General features: G+C 71.5%; 18 protein-coding genes. 10 read left to right on the top strand and 8 right to left on the bottom strand.

Features of this window, described 5'->3' with window-relative positions; all coding sequences use genetic code 11:
• Positions 1-558 (top strand): PspA-associated protein PspAB, encoded by a 558-nt coding sequence (gene pspAB / locus HTZ77_RS08270; RefSeq protein ID WP_175589167.1) that lies wholly within the window; start codon positions 1-3, stop codon positions 556-558.
• A gap of 33 nt (positions 559-591) precedes the next feature.
• Here pspAB and HTZ77_RS08265 read toward each other — a convergent pair whose 3' ends face one another.
• Complete coding sequence (locus HTZ77_RS08265; protein ID WP_175588875.1) at positions 592-1,194, bottom strand: hypothetical protein; 603 nt, start codon at positions 1,192-1,194, stop codon at positions 592-594.
• A 152-nt stretch (positions 1,195-1,346) separates the two neighbouring features.
• Here HTZ77_RS08265 and HTZ77_RS08260 point away from each other — a divergent pair, with 152 nt between their 5' ends.
• Together HTZ77_RS08260 and HTZ77_RS08255 are read left to right on the top strand one after the other, a co-directional pair.
• A complete protein-coding gene (locus tag HTZ77_RS08260; RefSeq protein ID WP_175588874.1) occupies positions 1,347-3,155 on the top strand; it encodes an alpha/beta fold hydrolase in 1,809 nt (602 codons plus the stop codon).
• A 113-nt stretch (positions 3,156-3,268) separates the two neighbouring features.
• Positions 3,269-3,928, top strand: a complete 660-nt coding sequence (locus HTZ77_RS08255; RefSeq protein WP_328808485.1) for an SIMPL domain-containing protein — start codon at positions 3,269-3,271, stop codon at positions 3,926-3,928.
• On the opposite strand, the gene nadA is transcribed toward HTZ77_RS08255, so the two are convergent.
• Positions 3,925-5,082: a quinolinate synthase NadA gene (nadA, locus tag HTZ77_RS08250; protein WP_175588872.1), complete on the bottom strand. Its 1,158-nt coding sequence runs from the start codon at positions 5,080-5,082 to the stop codon at positions 3,925-3,927. The genes HTZ77_RS08255 and nadA overlap by 4 nt on opposite strands.
• A 180-nt stretch (positions 5,083-5,262) precedes the next feature.
• Here nadA and erpA point away from each other — a divergent pair, with 180 nt between their 5' ends.
• Positions 5,263-5,616, top strand: coding sequence for an iron-sulfur cluster insertion protein ErpA (gene erpA, locus HTZ77_RS08245; RefSeq protein ID WP_175588871.1), 354 nt, complete (start codon positions 5,263-5,265; stop codon positions 5,614-5,616).
• Between the two features lie 111 nt (positions 5,617-5,727).
• Positions 5,728-6,714 (top strand): carbohydrate kinase family protein, encoded by a 987-nt coding sequence (locus tag HTZ77_RS08240; protein WP_175588870.1) that lies wholly within the window; start codon positions 5,728-5,730, stop codon positions 6,712-6,714.
• Between the two features lie 69 nt (positions 6,715-6,783).
• On the opposite strand, the gene HTZ77_RS08235 is transcribed toward HTZ77_RS08240, so the two are convergent.
• From HTZ77_RS08235 to HTZ77_RS08225, 3 genes are all read right to left on the bottom strand, one after another.
• Positions 6,784-7,218: a CBS domain-containing protein gene (locus HTZ77_RS08235; protein ID WP_175588869.1), complete on the bottom strand. Its 435-nt coding sequence runs from the start codon at positions 7,216-7,218 to the stop codon at positions 6,784-6,786.
• A 97-nt stretch (positions 7,219-7,315) separates the two neighbouring features.
• A complete protein-coding gene (locus HTZ77_RS08230) occupies positions 7,316-7,561 on the bottom strand; it encodes a sulfurtransferase TusA family protein (protein ID WP_175588868.1) in 246 nt (81 codons plus the stop codon).
• The gene (locus HTZ77_RS08225; protein WP_175588867.1) at positions 7,558-8,691 is read right to left on the bottom strand and encodes a cysteine desulfurase family protein; all 1,134 of its coding nucleotides are present in this window, start codon (positions 8,689-8,691) and stop codon (positions 7,558-7,560) included. The genes HTZ77_RS08230 and HTZ77_RS08225 overlap by 4 nt, the downstream gene beginning before the upstream one ends.
• Positions 8,692-8,875: 184 nt before the next feature.
• Here HTZ77_RS08225 and ctaC point away from each other — a divergent pair, with 184 nt between their 5' ends.
• The 4 genes from ctaC to HTZ77_RS08205 all read left to right on the top strand — a co-directional run bounded on the left by ctaC (position 8,876) and on the right by HTZ77_RS08205 (position 13,157).
• Positions 8,876-9,739 carry an aa3-type cytochrome oxidase subunit II gene (gene ctaC, locus HTZ77_RS08220; RefSeq protein WP_456237984.1) on the top strand — a complete coding sequence of 288 codons (864 nt, stop codon included), beginning with the start codon at positions 8,876-8,878 and terminating at the stop codon, positions 9,737-9,739.
• On the top strand, positions 9,736-11,397 hold the full coding sequence (ctaD, locus tag HTZ77_RS08215; RefSeq protein WP_175588865.1) for an aa3-type cytochrome oxidase subunit I: 1,662 nt from the start codon (positions 9,736-9,738) through the stop codon (positions 11,395-11,397). The genes ctaC and ctaD overlap by 4 nt, the downstream gene beginning before the upstream one ends.
• The gene (locus HTZ77_RS08210; protein ID WP_175588864.1) at positions 11,397-11,810 is read left to right on the top strand and encodes a cytochrome c oxidase subunit 4; all 414 of its coding nucleotides are present in this window, start codon (positions 11,397-11,399) and stop codon (positions 11,808-11,810) included. The genes ctaD and HTZ77_RS08210 overlap by 1 nt, the downstream gene beginning before the upstream one ends.
• A gap of 153 nt (positions 11,811-11,963) precedes the next feature.
• Positions 11,964-13,157, top strand: coding sequence for a L,D-transpeptidase (locus HTZ77_RS08205; protein ID WP_175588863.1), 1,194 nt, complete (start codon positions 11,964-11,966; stop codon positions 13,155-13,157).
• A 165-nt stretch (positions 13,158-13,322) separates the two neighbouring features.
• Here HTZ77_RS08205 and HTZ77_RS47350 read toward each other — a convergent pair whose 3' ends face one another.
• The 3 genes from HTZ77_RS47350 to HTZ77_RS08195 form a co-directional block, all read right to left on the bottom strand.
• Entirely contained in the window at positions 13,323-13,454 is a 132-nt protein-coding gene (locus HTZ77_RS47350) for a hypothetical protein (RefSeq protein ID WP_268959930.1), read from the bottom strand.
• 84 nt (positions 13,455-13,538) lie between these two features.
• Positions 13,539-14,576 carry an anthranilate phosphoribosyltransferase gene (trpD, locus tag HTZ77_RS08200; RefSeq protein WP_175588862.1) on the bottom strand — a complete coding sequence of 346 codons (1,038 nt, stop codon included), beginning with the start codon at positions 14,574-14,576 and terminating at the stop codon, positions 13,539-13,541.
• A 9-nt stretch (positions 14,577-14,585) separates the two neighbouring features.
• Entirely contained in the window at positions 14,586-14,984 is a 399-nt protein-coding gene (locus HTZ77_RS08195) for a response regulator transcription factor (protein WP_175589166.1), read from the bottom strand.
• A 198-nt stretch (positions 14,985-15,182) separates the two neighbouring features.
• On the opposite strand from HTZ77_RS08195, the gene ctaE reads away from it, so the two are divergent.
• On the top strand, positions 15,183-15,833 hold the full coding sequence (ctaE, locus tag HTZ77_RS08190) for an aa3-type cytochrome oxidase subunit III (RefSeq protein ID WP_175588861.1): 651 nt from the start codon (positions 15,183-15,185) through the stop codon (positions 15,831-15,833).
• The last annotated feature ends 3 nt before the right edge of the window (positions 15,834-15,836 follow it).

The following is a 15,836-nucleotide window of genomic DNA, read 5'->3' as shown; positions in this document are numbered from 1 at the left end:
GTGGGCTGGCTGGACGCGCTGCTCGGCCGTTCGAAACCGGTCAGGCCGAACCTCGACGCGCTGTTCGCGCTGCCGTCCGCCCTGGTGACCCTGGAGGCGGCCACCGGGCTCAAGGCGACCGGGACGGGCTCGGTCGCCTTCCGCGCGGCGGAGGGCGGCGCCTTCGCGCAGGCCGAACGCGACGCCAAGGCGCTGCTCGGCGACCGCGTCGAGGAGTCGGACGACAGCTACGGCTACACGTGGCTGCTGGTCCGGCGCCCGCCGGAGGCGGTGGGCGACCTGGTGACGGAGCTGCACGCGGTCAACTCCACACTGGAGGGCGCCGGGTTCGGCCCGTCGCTGCTGTGCTCGATCGTGGCGCTCGCCGGGGAGGACGGGCGGCGGCTGTCGATCGTGTACCTGTACAAGCGCGGCACGTTCTACCCCTTCGCGCCGCTGCCGGGGCAGCGGCGCGACAACGCGCTCGAACTCCAGGCGCGCGGCGTGCTCGCCGGCGAGCTCCCGCTGGAGCCTGATCTCAGCCGCTGGTTCCCGGTCTGGGGCGCCCCCGGCCTCTGAGCCGCGCCCGGCGCCCGCCCGTGACCACGGGGGTCATCGGGTGCTGCCGAAGCGGCGCAGGAGGTAGTCGCCGCTTCCTGCGAGGCTGTGCGGCTGCCGGTCGCGGGGGCAGACGTTGCCGGTGTACAGGCTGTTACTGGTGGCGTCCCACAGCCCTGAGCACTTGAAGCACCACCGCCAGCCCGAGAACCCGCCGGGCCGGTCCCGGTTGGTGATGTCCTCCAGGACGTATTCGCCCGAGACGGCGGTCGGCTGGCCCACCACCACGGGCCCGATGGGCGAGTGCGCGGAGATCCTGGAGGAGGGGCAGGCGCTTCCGCCGGTGCCGCCGTTGAACCAGAGCGCCTGGCACCACGCGCACCATCGCCAGCCGGGCTGCCCGGCGCCGCCGTCCTCGACGGTCTTCACCATCCAGTCGATTCCGAAGTGGTGATGCCCGCCGTCGAGGATGTCGCCCGCCGGGCAGCCGCCTCGCGTGCCGTTGCCGGTGAACCAGAGGACTCTGCAGCGGGTGCAGGTGCCCCACAGGTGTTGCGCGGCCAGGGCGGGGCGAGCGGTGACGGCCAGGCCGCTCACCGCGGCCACCGATGCCGCCGCGACCAGCCGTAATGCCGAGCGACGCCCGATGTTCGCCATTCCGATTCCTCCTGGGGTCGTCTTCGAGGGTGGTAACGGATGGACGTCCTGTCATCACGCAAGGTTGCCGCCGGTGGGTGTCCGGATGTGGACACGGGCTCGCGCTGGGGGCGGTTCATGGCGCTTGATACGGAGAGTGATGTAATCGTCACGTGAAGCGACAATTGTCGGTATTTGCGGCTTCTGCGTTCATCGTGGCCGCCGTACTCGCCAGCGCCTGGGTGACCGGGCAGTTCACCACCCCGGCCCTGAGCGGCGCCGGCGGCTACGTGAGCGAGCTGGCCGCCCGCGACCAGCCGTGGACGCGCCTGTTCCGGGCCACCGACGCGCTCGCCGGCCTGGCCTGCCTGGCGGGCGTGGCGCTTGTGCCCCGTACGGCCCGTGAGGGGGCCGGCTGGCTGGCGCTGGCCGTCTTCGCCGCGCTCGCGCTGGCGGGAGGGGTGTTCCCGCTGGACTGCGCGGTGCTGAGCGACCCGTCGTGCGCGCACCGGGCGCGGTCGCTGGCCCACCACGTCCACGCCGTGGCGCAGGCGCCGTCGGAGGCGTGCGGCGTGGCCGCCATGGTGCTGCTGAGCCTGCGCTGGCACACCTGGCCCGCCGCCCTGCTCGCGGGCGCCTCCCTGGGCGCCACCGCCCTCGTGGGAGCGGTCTCGACCGGCGCCACCACGCTCATGACCGTGCTCCTCCCCGGCGGCCCCGCCCTCACGCCGTCCGCCGCACTCGCGCTTGCCGCGGGCACCTCGCCCTTCACGGCGGCCGCGGACGCGTCCGCCTTGCCTTTCACGCCGGCCGCTGACGCGTTCGCCTCGCCCTTCGCGCTTCCCGCAGGCGCTCCGGCGGCTGTCCCGTCGCTCGCTCGGGCCGTCCTCGGGCTCGATCCCGGCCTCCTGGCGCTTCCGGCGGGCGCGGGGGCCGTGCAGCGCCTCCAGGCGGCGCTCCTGGCCGGCTGGCTCGTGTACGCGGCGCTCAGGCTGCTCGTACGCCCCGGGCCGGAGCGCCCCGGCGCGCCGCCCCGCGTGGTGCGGCACGGGACCGGGCCCGCCGTGATCCTCACGGGCGGCCTCGGAGGGGCCTGGCTGCCCTGGGACCGGCTGACGCGGGCGCTGGCGCGCGGGCACCGGGTGACCCGCTTCGACCGTCCCGGTCTGGGCGCGGACGCGTGCGCCGCGAGCCTGGGGGCTTGCGGCGCGGCGTCCTCCGGGCCGCCCACCCTGTACGGCGAGGCCGCCCGGCTGGCCGCGCTCGCCCCCGCGCATCCCGAACGCGTCACCGTGGTCGCCCACGGGCAGGCCGCCTGGCACGCGGAGGCGTTCGCCCGGCTGCATCCCCTGCGGGTGGCCGGGCTCGTGCTCGTGGACCCGGAGCCCGGCGTGCGGGGCGCGCGCGGCACGTCGGCCACGGGACGGGAGGCGGCCCGCTGGCTGCCCGCGCTGGGCGGCACGTGGGGCGCCGCCGCCCTCGCCCGGCTCGCCGCCCCGGCCCTGGACCGGCTCCACACCCCCGTCCCGCCCGCCCGGCCCCGCCCCGGCGAGTCGGGGCGTGGGGGGAGCGAGGGTGGCGAACGCGGGCATGCGGGGAGCGCGGATGATGAACGCGGGCGTGTAGGGAGCGGGGAAGGCGAGCGCGGGCGTGTGGGGAGCGGGGAAGGCGAGCGCGGGCATCGCCGGTGCGGGCGTGGCCGGTGCCGCTGCGCCGGGCGCGGGCAGGTGGCGGCCGCGGTCGCGGCGGAGTGGCTGGCGCGCCGTGACATGGCCGCCGGCCTGCGTCTCCTGAGAGCCCGCCGGCCGATGCCCGCCGTCCCGGTCACCGTGGTCAGCACCACCCGCCGGCGCGCCCCGGGACGGCGGGTGGCGGCGGCGCTGGGAGCCGAGCTGGTCCGCGTGCCCCGCCGCGCCCTGATCCGCGACCCCGCCGCCCTGGTGGCGGCCGTACGGGGCCGGAGGGAGACCGGCGAGGGCTGACGGCGGGCGTGAGGGCCAGCACAATGGGGCAGCGGAACGGCTCATCCATGCCAGACATGTCCGACGACTCGGGTCCACCCGAAGGACCCGGACCCGTCCACGAAGGGGTGCGCGTGACCACCGAACACGAGCAGATCGCGGTCGCCGGGGAGGGATCGGCGTCGGCGACGCCCGACGTCATGCGCCTGAGCGCGGGGGTGGAGGTGCGCGGTGCCTCGGCCGCGCAGGCGTTCGCCGAGGTCAGGGCCGCCGCGACGCGGCTGGACGCCGCCCTGCGCGAGGCCGGGGTCGCCGCCGAGGACCTGCGCACGAGCGAGCTGTCCCTCGGCCCGGAGTACGAGGCGTACCCCAAGGTGTCCGGCTACCGCGCCGCCCAGGGGATCGAGGCCGTGGTGCGCGACCTGGCGCGCGCGGACCGGGTGGTCGACGCCGTCGCCGGGGTGGGCGAGGAGGCGCGGCTCGGCGGCGTGTTCTTCGAGCTGTCCGACCCGGCCGCGGCGCTCGCGCAGGCCCGCGAACGGGCGTTCCGCGACGCCGCGGCCAAGGCCGCCCAGTACGCGGAACTGGCCGGGCGGGCGCTCGGCCGGGTCGTCTCCGTCACCGAGGACCCCCGCGGCGGCCCCCAGCCGATGGCCTTCGCCACGATGGCGGCCGAGGAGCGCTCGTCGATCAGCCCCGGCCGCCAGACGCTGTCGGTCGGCGTGCGCGTCGTCTACGCCTTCGCCGACGCCGACGCGTCCGGCCCGCGCCGCCGAGGGCGGAAGGAGCCCTAGGGCAGGGCCAGCATGCGGTCGAGGGCCACGCGCGCCCAGTGGGCCGTGTCCTCGTCCACCGTGATCCGGTTGACCACCTCGCCCAGCGACAGCGACTCCAGCGCCCACACCAGGTGGGGCAGGTCGATGCGGTTCATGGTCGAGCAGTAGCAGACCGTGCGGTCCAGGAACGAGACGTTCTTGTCGGGGAACATCGCGGCGAGCCGCTTGACCAGGTTGAGCTCGGTGCCGACGGCCCAGCTCGACCCGGCCGGCGCCTCCTCCAGCGTCTTGATGATGTGCTCGGTGGAGCCGACGTGGTCCGCCTTGAGCACCACCTCGTGCCGGCACTCCGGGTGGACCAGCACGTTCACGCCCGGCACGCGCCGCCGTACGTCGTCGACCGACTCGGCCGTGAAGCGGCCGTGCACCGAGCAGTGGCCCTTCCACAGGATCATCCTGGCCCGCTGGAGCTGCTCGCGGGTGAGCCCGCCGCCGGGACGGTGCGGGTTCCACACCACGCAGTCGTCCAGCGACATGCCCATCTCCAGCACGGCCGTGTTGCGGCCGAGGTGCTGGTCGGGCAGGAACAGCACCTTGCCGCGCTGGTCGAACGCCCACTCCAGCGCGCGGCGCGCGTTGGAGGAGGTGCACACCGCGCCGCCGTTGCGGCCGCAGAACGCCTTGATGTCGGCGCTGGAGTTCATGTACGTGACGGGGATCACGTCATCGGCCAGGCCCGCGTCCTCCAGCGCCTCCCAGCACTCCTCCACCTGGTCGAACGTCGCCATGTCGGCCATCGAGCACCCGGCAGCCAGGTCGGGCAGGATCACCTTCTGGGCGTCGGAGGTGAGGATGTCGGCCGACTCCGCCATGAAGTGCACGCCGCAGAAGACGATGTACTCGGCCTCCGGCCGGGCGGCCGCCAGCCGCGCCAGCTTGAAGGAGTCGCCCGTCACGTCGGCGAACTGGATGACCTCGTCGCGCTGGTAGTGGTGGCCCAGCACGAACAGCCGCTCGCCCAGCGCCTCCTTCGCCTTGCGCGCCCGCTCCACCAGCCCCGGGTCGGACGCCGGCGGCAGCTCGCCCGGGCAGTCCACCCCCCGCTCGGAGTGCGGATCGGCGCCCTGGCCGAGGACGAAGAGCGGCAGACCGGTCTGGGTGGCCATCGCCATCCCCCCTTATCGTCGGTTTGACGATACCGATGATGGCACACGACGCGCGATGGTCGCGTCCCCGGGTGGGTAGGGACGGAGGAGAACCGGGAAGAGGCGGGGAATGCCGGGCATGGCCCCGGTGTTGGTAGCGTCTTAGTAGGACGTCAGAAAGAGACAGCCGGGTTAGGGAGTCAGCAGATGACGGTTGAGAGCAGCGAGACCACAGCGCAGGGCCTGATCCTGACTGACGCGGCCGCCGCCAAGGTCAAGAGCCTGCTCGAGCAGCAGGGCGAGGAAGGTCTGCAGCTGCGCGTGGCCGTGCAGCCGGGCGGCTGCTCCGGCCTGCGCTACCAGCTCTTCTTCGACGACCGCCAGATGGACGGCGACGTCGTCACCGACTTCGGCGGCGTGAGCGTCGTGACCGACAGGATGAGCGCCCCGTACCTCATGGGCGCCTCCATCGACTTCGTCGACACGATCGAGAAGCAGGGCTTCACCATCGACAACCCGAACGCCACCGGTTCGTGCGCGTGCGGCGACTCCTTCAACTAGTCGCCTGACGGGTCGTCACCGACACGGTCCCGCTCGCCTTTGTGCGTGCGGGACCTTCGCGTATTCTCGATGGGCTCAATTGGCTTGCTGACAACGAGGAAGAAGAATCCCGTGCGCATCGCCGTCACCGGCTCCATCGCGACAGACCAACTGATGACGTTCCCCGGCAGTTTCGGCGATCAGCTCATCGCCGAGCAGCTCGACCGGGTGTCACTCTCGTTCCTGGTCGACGACCTGCAGATCCGCCGCGGCGGGTGCGCGGCGAACATCGCCTTCGGCATGGGCTGCCTGGGCCTCAACCCGATCCTCGTGGGCGCCGTCGGCAACGACTTCGCCGACTACCACTCCTGGCTGGAGCGCCACGGCGTCGACTGCGGCTCGGTGCACGTCTCCGAGACCCGCCACACCGCCCGCTTCCTGTGCACCACCGACGAGCACCACAACCAGATCGCCTCCTTCTACACCGGGGCGATGGCCGAGGCGCGCCTCATCGAGCTGCAGCCGGTCGCCGCCCGCGTGGGCGGCCTCGACCTCGTGCTGGTCAGCCCCAACGACCCCGACGCGATGCTGCGCCACACCGACGAGTGCCGCCAGCGCGGCATCCCGTTCGCCGCCGACCCGTCGCAGCAGCTCGCCCGCATGGCCGACGACCAGATCCGCGACCTCGTCGACGGCGCCGCCTACCTGTTCTCCAACGACTACGAGAAGGGGCTCATCGAGCAGAAGACCGGCTGGTCCGACGAGGAGATCCTGTCCCGCGTCGGCGTCCGCGTCACCACGCTCGGCCCCAAGGGCGCGGTCATCGACCGCGCGGGTGAGCCGTCCCTCCACGTCGCCCCGGCGCCCGAGCTCGGCAAGGCCGACCCGACGGGCGTCGGCGACGCCTTCCGCGCCGGCTTCCTCGCCGGCCTGGCCTGGGGCCTGTCGCTGGAGCGCTGCGGCCAGATCGGCAACCTGACGGCCACCCACGTGCTGGAGAACGTCGGCGGCCAGGAGTACGAGCTCGGCCAGAAGGTCTTCCTGGAGCGCTTCGCCGCCGCCTACGGGGCCGACGCCGCCGCCGAGGTGGCCGCCCACGTGCGCTGCCACCACCCCTAGGGAACGCCGAGGACCCGCGAGCCGTGCGTCACCGCCGGCTCGCGGGTCCAGGCATGCGGGCCGCCCGGGTCAGCCGCGCGCGTAGACGCGGTGGACGAACTCGGCGAGCTGCGCGTCCGGCAGGTGCCTGGCCAGGTCGGCCTCGCTGATCATGCCCACCACGTGGTCGCCCTCGACCACGGGCAGCCGCTTGATCTGGTGCTCCTCCATGCGGGACAGCGCCTCGGCGAGCGGGGCGTCCGGCGTCACCGACACCAGCCCCGTCGTGAGGTCGCCGGCCCGTACCTGGGCGGGGTCGTGCCCCTCCGCGATGCACTTCACGACGATGTCGCGGTCGGTGATGATCCCGACGACGCGCCCGTCGGAGTCGCAGACGGGCAGTGCCCCGACGTTGTCGTTGCGCATGAGCTGCGCCGCCCGGTCGAGCGTCTCGTGGACCGGGAGGCATTCGGCGCCCGGGTTCATCACGTCACGGGCGGTCTCGTGCGGGTGTCCTGCGGTCATCTCTCCCCCTGGGGTGGCTCGTCAGCGGTCGGTCCGCTCTGGCCCTACCCAGGTCGCGCCACAAGCCACATCCCGCCGGACGCAGCCGGGGGAGAGGTCAGTAGTTGCGCCGCACGTGGATCGCCCAGCCGCCGCCCGGCAGCTCGTACGAGCCGACGTGGCGGTGCGACTTGAGCCGGCACCAGGCCGGGACGTCGGTGAAGGCGGCCGGGTCGTCCGCCAGGACGGCCACCACGGAGTTGAGCGGCACGTAATTGATCTGCTCGGCGAGCATGATGATCGGGATCGGGCACTTCTTCCCGAGCGCGTCGATCGTCAGTGCCGGCGTGGTGACCTCGGTCATGCGACTCCTGCGTCGTGGCGGATCCGGCGCACCAGCTCGGGCAGCACGGCGAGGAACCTGTCGACCTCGTCCGCGGTGGCGCCCCTGGGCAGGGAGACCCGCACGTTCCCATGGGTGAGCACGCCCATCGCTTCCAGGACATGCGATGGACGAAGCGTACTAGCGGTGCAGGAGCTCCCGGACGAGACCGCGAATCCCGCCCTGTCGAGTTCGCCGAGCAGCACCTCGCCGTCCACGTACAGGCAGGAGAACGTCACGATGTGCGGCGCGCGCTCGACCGGCTCGCCGATCACCTCGACGTCCGGGACGACCTTCGGGATCGTCTCCCTGATCCGCCCGACCAGCTCCGACAGCCGCCGCTGCTCCCCGGGCGCCTCCTGCGCCATGGCGCGCAGCGCCGCGGCGGCGGCCACGATCGCCGGCACGTTCTCGAAGCCCGGCACGCGGCGGCGCTCGCGCTCGTCCTCGGGCAGGAACGAGCGGAACCGCGTGCCCTTGCGCACGGCCAGCACACCCACCCCGGCCGGGCCGCCCCACTTGTGGGCGCTGGCCGTCAGCACCGACCACCCCGCCGGCACCGGCAGCCGGCCGGCCGTCTGCGCCGCGTCGACCAGCAGCGGCACCCCGTGCCGCCGGCACGCCTCGGCCGCCTCGGCGACCGGCTGCGACGTGCCCACCTCGTGGTTGGCGGTCTGCAGGCACGCCAGCGCGGTGCCCTCGCGGGCCACGGCGGCCTCGAAGGCGGCCGGATCGACCCGTCCGGTCAGGCTCACGCCGACCGTCTCGACCGTGCCGCCGTCGCGTTCGTGCAGCTGGGCCGCGTGGAGCACGCTGGAGTGCTCCACCGCGCTCGTCACCAGATGGCGTCCGGCCCGGCGCCTGCCGTGTAGGGTGCCGAGGACGCCGAGATGCACGGCCTGCGTGCCCGAGGAGGTGAACGACACCTCGTCGGGGCGCGCGCCCAGCACCTCGGCCACCTCCGAGCGCGCCTGCTCCAGCAGCAGATGCGCCCGGCGGGACTGGGTGTACGGCCTCGCGGGGTCGGCCCAGCCGACGTCGACCGCCTCCAGGAGCGCCTCGCGCGCCCGGGGGTGGAGGGGCTCGGTCGAGGCCGCGTCGAAGTACGCCACGAGACCATCGTCCCACCCGCGCGAACCCGCTCGCGGCCGGCTCCCGGCCGTCCGGCCGTATCCGGCCGGAGGTGGCGAGGCCCCGTCGGGGCGCGCCATCCAAGGGGCCGCGCGGGAGGGCGGGGCCCCTGCACGCTAATGTGTCTGCAATCAGCTGTGCATTTGGAAATACGAGCGCCCAAGAGTGACTCTTGGGCTTCATCTGTGGGGTAGGCGATCCGTGAGTCCGACTCGCCGTTCGACACGGCGTTCGTTGGCCCGGCGCGGGGTGCCGCGCGCCGCCGCTTTGGCGTTGCTGCTGGCCACCGTGACGGCGTGTGCTAATGACGTGCCCGAGGCCGACTGGAGTCGTGGCCTCCTTCCGCCGAGCATCACCACCCAGGGTGACACCGTCACCAATCTGTGGAACGGTGCCTGGATCGCCGCGCTCGCCACGGGCGCCGTCGTCATCTTCCTGATCGTGTGGGCGTGCATCTTCCACACCAGGCGCCGCGCCAAGGCCGAGCTGCCTCCGCAGGTGCGCTACAACCTGCCGATCGAGATCTTCTACACGCTGGTCCCGCTGGTCATGGTGTCGGTGTTCTTCTTCTTCACCGCCCGTGACACCCGCGAGCTGGACGCCGTGTCCGGCAAGCCGGACGTGCAGGTCAAGGTCGAGGCGTTCCAGTGGAGCTGGCGCTTCACCACGGTCATCGGCGGCAAGACGCTCAAGCCCGTCACCGGCGTGCCGGTCAACGACTACCACCAGGGCCCCCAGCTCGTCCTGCCGGTGAACAAGCGCGTGGAGTTCGACCTGAGCTCCCCGGACGTCATCCACTCCTTCTGGGTGCCGGCCTTCCTCTTCAAGCGCGACGTGATCCCCGGCCTGCAGGAGAACGACAAGGGCCGGAAGTTCGAGATCGTCACGCTGAACAAGCCCGGCGTCTACGCCGGCCGCTGCGCCGAGCTGTGCGGCGTCGACCACAGCCGCATGCTGTTCAACGTCAAGCTCGTTCCGCAGGCTGAGTACGACCAGTACATCGCGACCCAGACTGGGAGCGCCCAGTGACCGCCATCCAAGAGCCCCTCCGGACGACGGCCAGGCCCACACCCAAGGGCCGGATCATCGCCAAGTGGCTGTCCTCCACCGACCACAAGATCATCGGTCATCTGTACCTGATCACGTCGTTCGTCTTCTTCCTCATCGGCGGCGTCATGGCGCTGGTGATGCGGGCGGAGCTGGCACAGCCGGGCCTGCAGATCACCACCAACGAGCAGTTCAACCAGCTGTTCACCATGCACGGCACGATCATGCTGCTGATGTTCGCGACGCCGCTGTTCGCCGGCTTCGCCAACGAGCTGATGCCGCTGCAGATCGGCGCCCCCGACGTGGCGTTCCCGCGCCTCAACATGGTGAGCTACTGGCTCTACCTGTTCGGCAGCGTCATCGCGGTGTCGGGCTTCTTCACCCCGAACGGCGCCGCCTCCTTCGGCTGGTTCGGCTACGCGCCGCTGTCCAGCGCGGTCTACTCGCCCGGCATGGGCGGCGACCTGTGGATCATGGGCCTGGCGCTGTCGGGTCTCGGCACCATCCTGGGCTCGGTCAACTTCATCACCACGATCATCTGCATGCGCGCTCCCGGCATGACGATGTTCCGCATGCCGATCTTCACCTGGAACGTCCTGCTGACCAGCATGCTGGTGCTCATGGCGTTCCCGGTGCTGGCCGCCGCGCTGCTCGCGCTGGAGGCCGACCGCAAGCTCGGCACCCACATCTTCGACGCGGCCAACTCCGGCCCGATCCTGTGGCAGCACCTGTTCTGGTTCTTCGGCCATCCCGAGGTGTACATCATCGCGCTGCCGTTCTTCGGCATCGTGACGGAGATCCTGCCGGTCTTCAGCCGCAAGCCGATCTTCGGTTACATCGGCCTGGTGGCGGCGACCATCGCGATCGCCGGTCTGTCCATCACGGTCTGGGCGCACCACATGTTCCCGACCGGCCAGGTCCTGCTGCCGTTCTTCTCGTTCATGACGTTCCTCATCGCGGTGCCGACGGGCGTGAAGTTCTTCAACTGGATCGGCACGATGTGGCGGGGCCACCTGAGCTTCGAGGCGCCGATGCTGTTCTCGGTCGGCTTCCTCATCACCTTCCTGCTCGGCGGTCTGACGGGCGTCATCCTGGCCTCGCCGCCGCTGGACTTCCACATCAGCGACACCTACTTCGTGGTGGCCCACTTCCACTACGTGGTGTTCGGCACGGTCGTCTTCGCGATGTTCGCGGGCTTCTACTTCTGGTGGCCGAAGTTCACCGGCAAGATGCTCAACGACCGGCTCGGCAAGCTGCACTTCTGGCTGCTGTTCATCGGCTTCCACACCACGTTCCTCGTGCAGCACTGGCTGGGCGTGGTCGGGTTCCCGCGCCGCTACGCCGACTACAGCGCGGCCGACGGCTTCACCGACCTCAACATGATCTCGTCGGTGGGCGCCTTCGTGCTCGGCGCGTCCACGCTGCCGTTCTTCTACAACGTGTGGAAGACCTGGCGCACCGCGCCCAAGGTCACGGTCGACGACCCGTGGGGCTTCGGCGGCTCGCTCGAATGGGCGACCTCCTGCCCGCCGCCGCGGCACAACTTCACCTCGCTGCCGCGCATCCGCTCGGAGCGTCCGGCGTTCGACCTGCACTACCCCCACACGTCCGCCAAGTCCGCCCAGGAGGTTGAGGCCTGATGAAGGTCCAGGGTTGGCTGTTCCTGCTGTGCGGCCTGTTCTTCGCCGGCGTCGACGTCGCCTACTGGTTCTGGACGAAGGCCGAGTCGGGCCGGGGTGAGCCGGTCGGCACCACCGCCATGGCCATCTCGGTCGGCTTCGCCTTCATGATCGGCTACTACCTGATGTTCACCGCGCGGCGCATCGGCGCCCAGCCGGAGGACAACAAGCAGGCCGACATCAGCGACGGCGCCGGCGAGATCGGGTTCTTCAGCCCGAGCAGCTGGTGGCCGCTGTTCCTCTGCCTGGCCGCGGCCTTCGCCTTCGCCGGGTTCGTCATCGGCCTGTGGATGTTCATCATCGGGGTCTTCCTGGTGATCATGGCCATGATCGGCTTCGTGTTCCAGTACTACCGGGGCAACTTCTCGCACTGACCCGAGCCGTCTGATCCGAGCCTGACCAGCGGGCGTCCTCCTTGGGGGAGGACGCCCGCTTTTTGATGATCTTTACCACGTCGCGGAAGTGGCCAATCCATCACGCAGGGTAAGACAAGAGGCGAAGGGACCGAACGGGACGGGGGAGTACTCGTGGGGCACCTCGCGCATGGATCGGCCGCTCTGATCGCCGTGTCGCTGCTGACGGCCTGCACCGCCACCACCGCGACCAAGCAGACCGTCAAACCCGCCGCGGCCCCGGACGTCTTCGTGGCCGTGAGCCCCCGTGACCGCACCGGCGACGTGCCGACCGACGAGACCGTGGTCGTCGCCGCGGACGCCGGGACGCTCAAGAGCGTCCACGTCACCAGCGCACACGGCCGCCTGCCCGGCGTCATCAGCGACGACGGCACCCGCTGGCGCAGCAACCAGACCGCCCGGCCCGGCACCACCTACACGGTGCGGACCGTCGCGGTCAACGCCGACGGCAAGCGCAAGGAGAGCTCCAGCACCTTCACCACGGTCAAGGCGAAGGACACCTTCGACATCGAGTACATCACCCCCAACAGCAACGACACCGGGCTCACCGTCGGCGTCGGCATGCCCGTCATGATCACCTTCGACAAGCCGGTCACCGACCGGGTCTCCATCGAGCGCAACCTCAGCGTGCAGAGCTCCAAGCCCGTCCAGGGCGCGTGGCACTGGTTCGACGACCGGCACGTCGACTTCCGGCCGAACGAGTACTGGCCCGCCCGCACGAAGGTGCGCGTGGAGGCCCGCCTGGCCGGCGTGCGCGGCGGCGAGGGCCTGTACGGCAAGCGCGACGTGCGGCTCGACTTCCGCATCGGGCGCGAGCAGATCACCCGCGGCACCACGCAGAACCACGTCCTGACCGTCAAGCGCGACGGCAAGGTCATCCGCACCATGCCGATGAGCGCGGGGCAGGGCGGCGCCTGGAAGTTCTACACGACCTCCGGCATCCACCTGGCCATGTCCCGGGAGAACGTCACGGTCATGACCTCACCCGGCATCGGTCCCGGCCAGCCCGGCTACTACCAGCTCACGGTCTACGACACCGTCCGGATCTCCAACAGCGGCGAGTACGTGCACAGTGCGCCCTGGTCGGTGGGGGCGCAGGGCAACTCCAACGTCAGCCACGGGTGCGTGAACGTCAGCCCGGCGAACGCCAAGTGGTTCCTCGACAACACCCTGATCGGCGACCCGATCATCATCACGGGGTCGCCTCGGGTGCTGGAGCCCACGAACGGGTGGGGGCACTGGCAGGAGAGCTGGAAGGAATGGCTGAAGTGGAGCTCGCTCAAGGACGGCCCCACGACGACCTTCTGACCCGGACGCCCTGACGACGACCTTCTGACTCGGACGCCCTGACTCGCCCGCCCTGACCCGGACGCCCTGATTCGGCTGCCTGTCATTCCGGTGCCTGACCCCGGGCTACCGCGTCCCGGCCCGTCAGAGGGCTCCTGGCGCTCTGTGACGGTCCCGCCACTCCCGTCATGCGGAATCGGGCCTGCGGCTGGCTGAGGGCCGCTCAGGGCCGTACAGGCCGGTCAGCGGCACGGCCCGGGTCGCGCCGTGCACGCCGTACAAGCCGTGCACGCCGTACGCGACGACGGGCCGCGCCATGTCCGGGCAGGACACGGCGCGGCCCGTTCGACGACGACCGCGGCCCGCGCGGTGAGACGGGGCCGGTGCGCAGGCGGAAAGGGGTCAGGCGGCGCGGCTGACCTCGACCCAGCGGTCGAGGGTCGCGGCGGCCCGGCCGGAGTCGACGGCCTGCGTCGCCCGCGCGTACGCGTCGATCATGGCGGAGTCGAGGTCCTCGCCCGGACCGTCGAGCGCGACCAGCGCGGCGGCGGCGTTGAGCAGCACCGCGTCGCGCACCGGCCCCGTCGTCCCGCCGACCAGGTCGCGCACCGCCTGGGCGTTGAAGGCCACGTCGCCGCCCCGCAGCGCGCCCGCGTCGGCGCGCGCGATGCCCAGCACGGCCGGGTCGAACACGGTCTGCGTGGCGGCGCCGTCGCGGACCGTCCACACCGTGGAGGTGGTGGAGATCGTCAGCTCGTCGAGGCCGTCGTCGCCGCGGAACACCAGCGCCGACACGCCGCGCTCGGCGAAGACGCCCGCGAGCACCGGCAGCATGCCGGCGTCGTAGACGCCGATCGCCTGGGCGGCCGGGCGGGCCGGGTTGGTGAGCGGGCCGAGGAAGTTGAAGACCGTCGGGACGCCGATCTCCTTGCGCGGGGGCCCGGCGAAGCGCAGCGCCGGGTGGTAGACGGGCGCGAAGCAGAAGGCGATGCCCGCCTCCCGGGCGACCCGGGCGGTCTGCTCGGGCGTGAGGTCGAGCCGGATGCCGAGGTGCTCCAGGACGTCGGCCGCGCCGCACGAGGAGGAGGCCGCGCGGTTGCCGTGCTTGACGACCCGGGCGCCCGCCGCGGCGGCCACGATCGCCGCCATCGTCGAGACGTTGACCGTGTGGGCGCGGTCGCCGCCGGTGCCGACCACGTCGACCACCGGGCCCTCCACGCTCAGCGGCGTGGCGAACTCCAGCATGGTGCGGGCCAGGCCCGCCACCTCGGCCACGGTCTCGCCCTTGGCGCGCAGCGCGACGGCGAAGCCGGCGATCTGCGCGGACGTCGCGGAGCCGGACATGATCTCTCGCATCGCCCACGCGGTCTCGTCGGCGGTGAGGTGCTCGCCGGCGAGGAGCGCCGACAGCAGGGCGGGCCAGGTGGTCCGGGCATCCACGGAGGGCACCTACTTAGCGTTGAGTCGGGTGGAGGAGCGGCGGCGCATGAGGTCGGCGACGGTGTCGGCCAGCACCAGGGGCTCCAGCGGCTGCGGGACGACGGCGTCGGCCTTGGACCACTCGGCCAGCCAGCGGTCGTCGCGCCGGGCGATGATCAGGCACACCGGCGGGCAGTCGTAGACCTCGTCCTTGGCCTGGCGGCACACGCCCATGCCGCCGGCCGGCTGGGTCTCGCCGTCGAGCACGGCGACGTCGATCTCGCCGGAGCCGAGCCACTGGTGCGCCTTGGGCTCGGTGGCGCACTCGACGATCTCCACGAAGGGCACGTCGGCGGCCGGACGGCGGCCGAGAGCCTGCCGCACCTCCTCGCGGGTGGTGGCGTCGTCGCTGTAGACGAGGACCTTCATGGTGTCGTCGGTGCTCACGGTCGCGCTCACTATCGGTCGAAGCGGTATAGGGTCACCTGGGATCGTACCGGTGCGGCGGCGTGCAATCCCAGGCCGCCGCCCCTGGCGCGTGATTTGCAGGAATTATCCCAGCTTGATGGTCTCCGGACCCCCGCTAACGGGGGGTCGTGCGCCGGACCGACACCCGGAGCCGCAATAATGCTGCCCGTGGCGACAGCATCCGCAATAACTTCGACGACGACAGCACACCCGGCCCGTAGACCGAACCTGGTCAGCGTCGGGACCATCGTGTGGCTGTCCTCCGAGCTCATGTTCTTCGCGGCGCTGTTCGCGATGTACTTCACCATCCGGTCGGTGAGCGAGGGCCACGGCCTCGAATGGGGGCCTGCGCTGCTGCCGAAGGGCGCGACGGCCGAGGGCGCTCACCTGAACATCCCGTTCGCGACGGTCAACACGATCATCCTGGTGCTGTCGAGTGTGACGTGCCAGCTCGGCGTGTGGGCCGCTGAGAAGGGACAGGTCGGCAAGCTCCGCTTCTGGTACATCGTCAGCTTCCTGATGGGCGCCGTCTTCGTCGCCGGGCAGCTGTACGAGTACGGCGAGCTGGCGAGCGAGGGCGCGACCCTGTCCGCCAACGCATTCACGTCGGTGTTCTACCTCACGACGGGCTTCCACGGCCTGCACGTGACCGGTGGCCTGATCGCGTTCCTGTTCATGCTGGGACGCACGTACGCCGCGAAGCGCTTCACGCATGAGCAGGCCACCAGCGCCATCGTCGTGTCCTACTACTGGCACTTCGTCGACGTCGTCTGGATCGGTCTTTTCGCGACCATCTACATCATTCGTTAAGGA

The organism is Nonomuraea montanisoli, from assembly GCF_013363975.1.
Lineage (GTDB): Bacteria > Actinomycetota > Actinomycetes > Streptosporangiales > Streptosporangiaceae > Nonomuraea > Nonomuraea montanisoli.
This window is presented reverse-complemented; position numbering and strand designations above follow the sequence as displayed.

What these genes read in the sequence shown, in the direction of transcription:
- nadA (WP_175588872.1), bottom strand. Translation starts at nt 5,082, where the DNA reads ATGGCGATGGCCACCCAGACCGGTCTGCCGCTCTTCGTCCTCGGCCAG.
- erpA (WP_175588871.1), top strand. Translation starts at nt 5,263, where the DNA reads ATGACGGTTGAGAGCAGCGAGACCACAGCGCAGGGCCTGATCCTGACT.
- HTZ77_RS08210 (WP_175588864.1), top strand. Translation starts at nt 11,397, where the DNA reads ATGAAGGTCCAGGGTTGGCTGTTCCTGCTGTGCGGCCTGTTCTTCGCC.
- HTZ77_RS08195 (WP_175589166.1), bottom strand. Translation starts at nt 14,984, where the DNA reads ATGAAGGTCCTCGTCTACAGCGACGACGCCACCACCCGCGAGGAGGTG.
- HTZ77_RS47350 (WP_268959930.1), bottom strand. Translation starts at nt 13,454, where the DNA reads ATGGCGCGGCCCGTCGTCGCGTACGGCGTGCACGGCTTGTACGGCGTG.
- ctaE (WP_175588861.1), top strand. Translation starts at nt 15,183, where the DNA reads ATGCTGCCCGTGGCGACAGCATCCGCAATAACTTCGACGACGACAGCA.
- HTZ77_RS08235 (WP_175588869.1), bottom strand. Translation starts at nt 7,218, where the DNA reads ATGACCGCAGGACACCCGCACGAGACCGCCCGTGACGTGATGAACCCG.
- HTZ77_RS08265 (WP_175588875.1), bottom strand. Translation starts at nt 1,194, where the DNA reads ATGGCGAACATCGGGCGTCGCTCGGCATTACGGCTGGTCGCGGCGGCA.
- HTZ77_RS08230 (WP_175588868.1), bottom strand. Translation starts at nt 7,561, where the DNA reads ATGACCGAGGTCACCACGCCGGCACTGACGATCGACGCGCTCGGGAAG.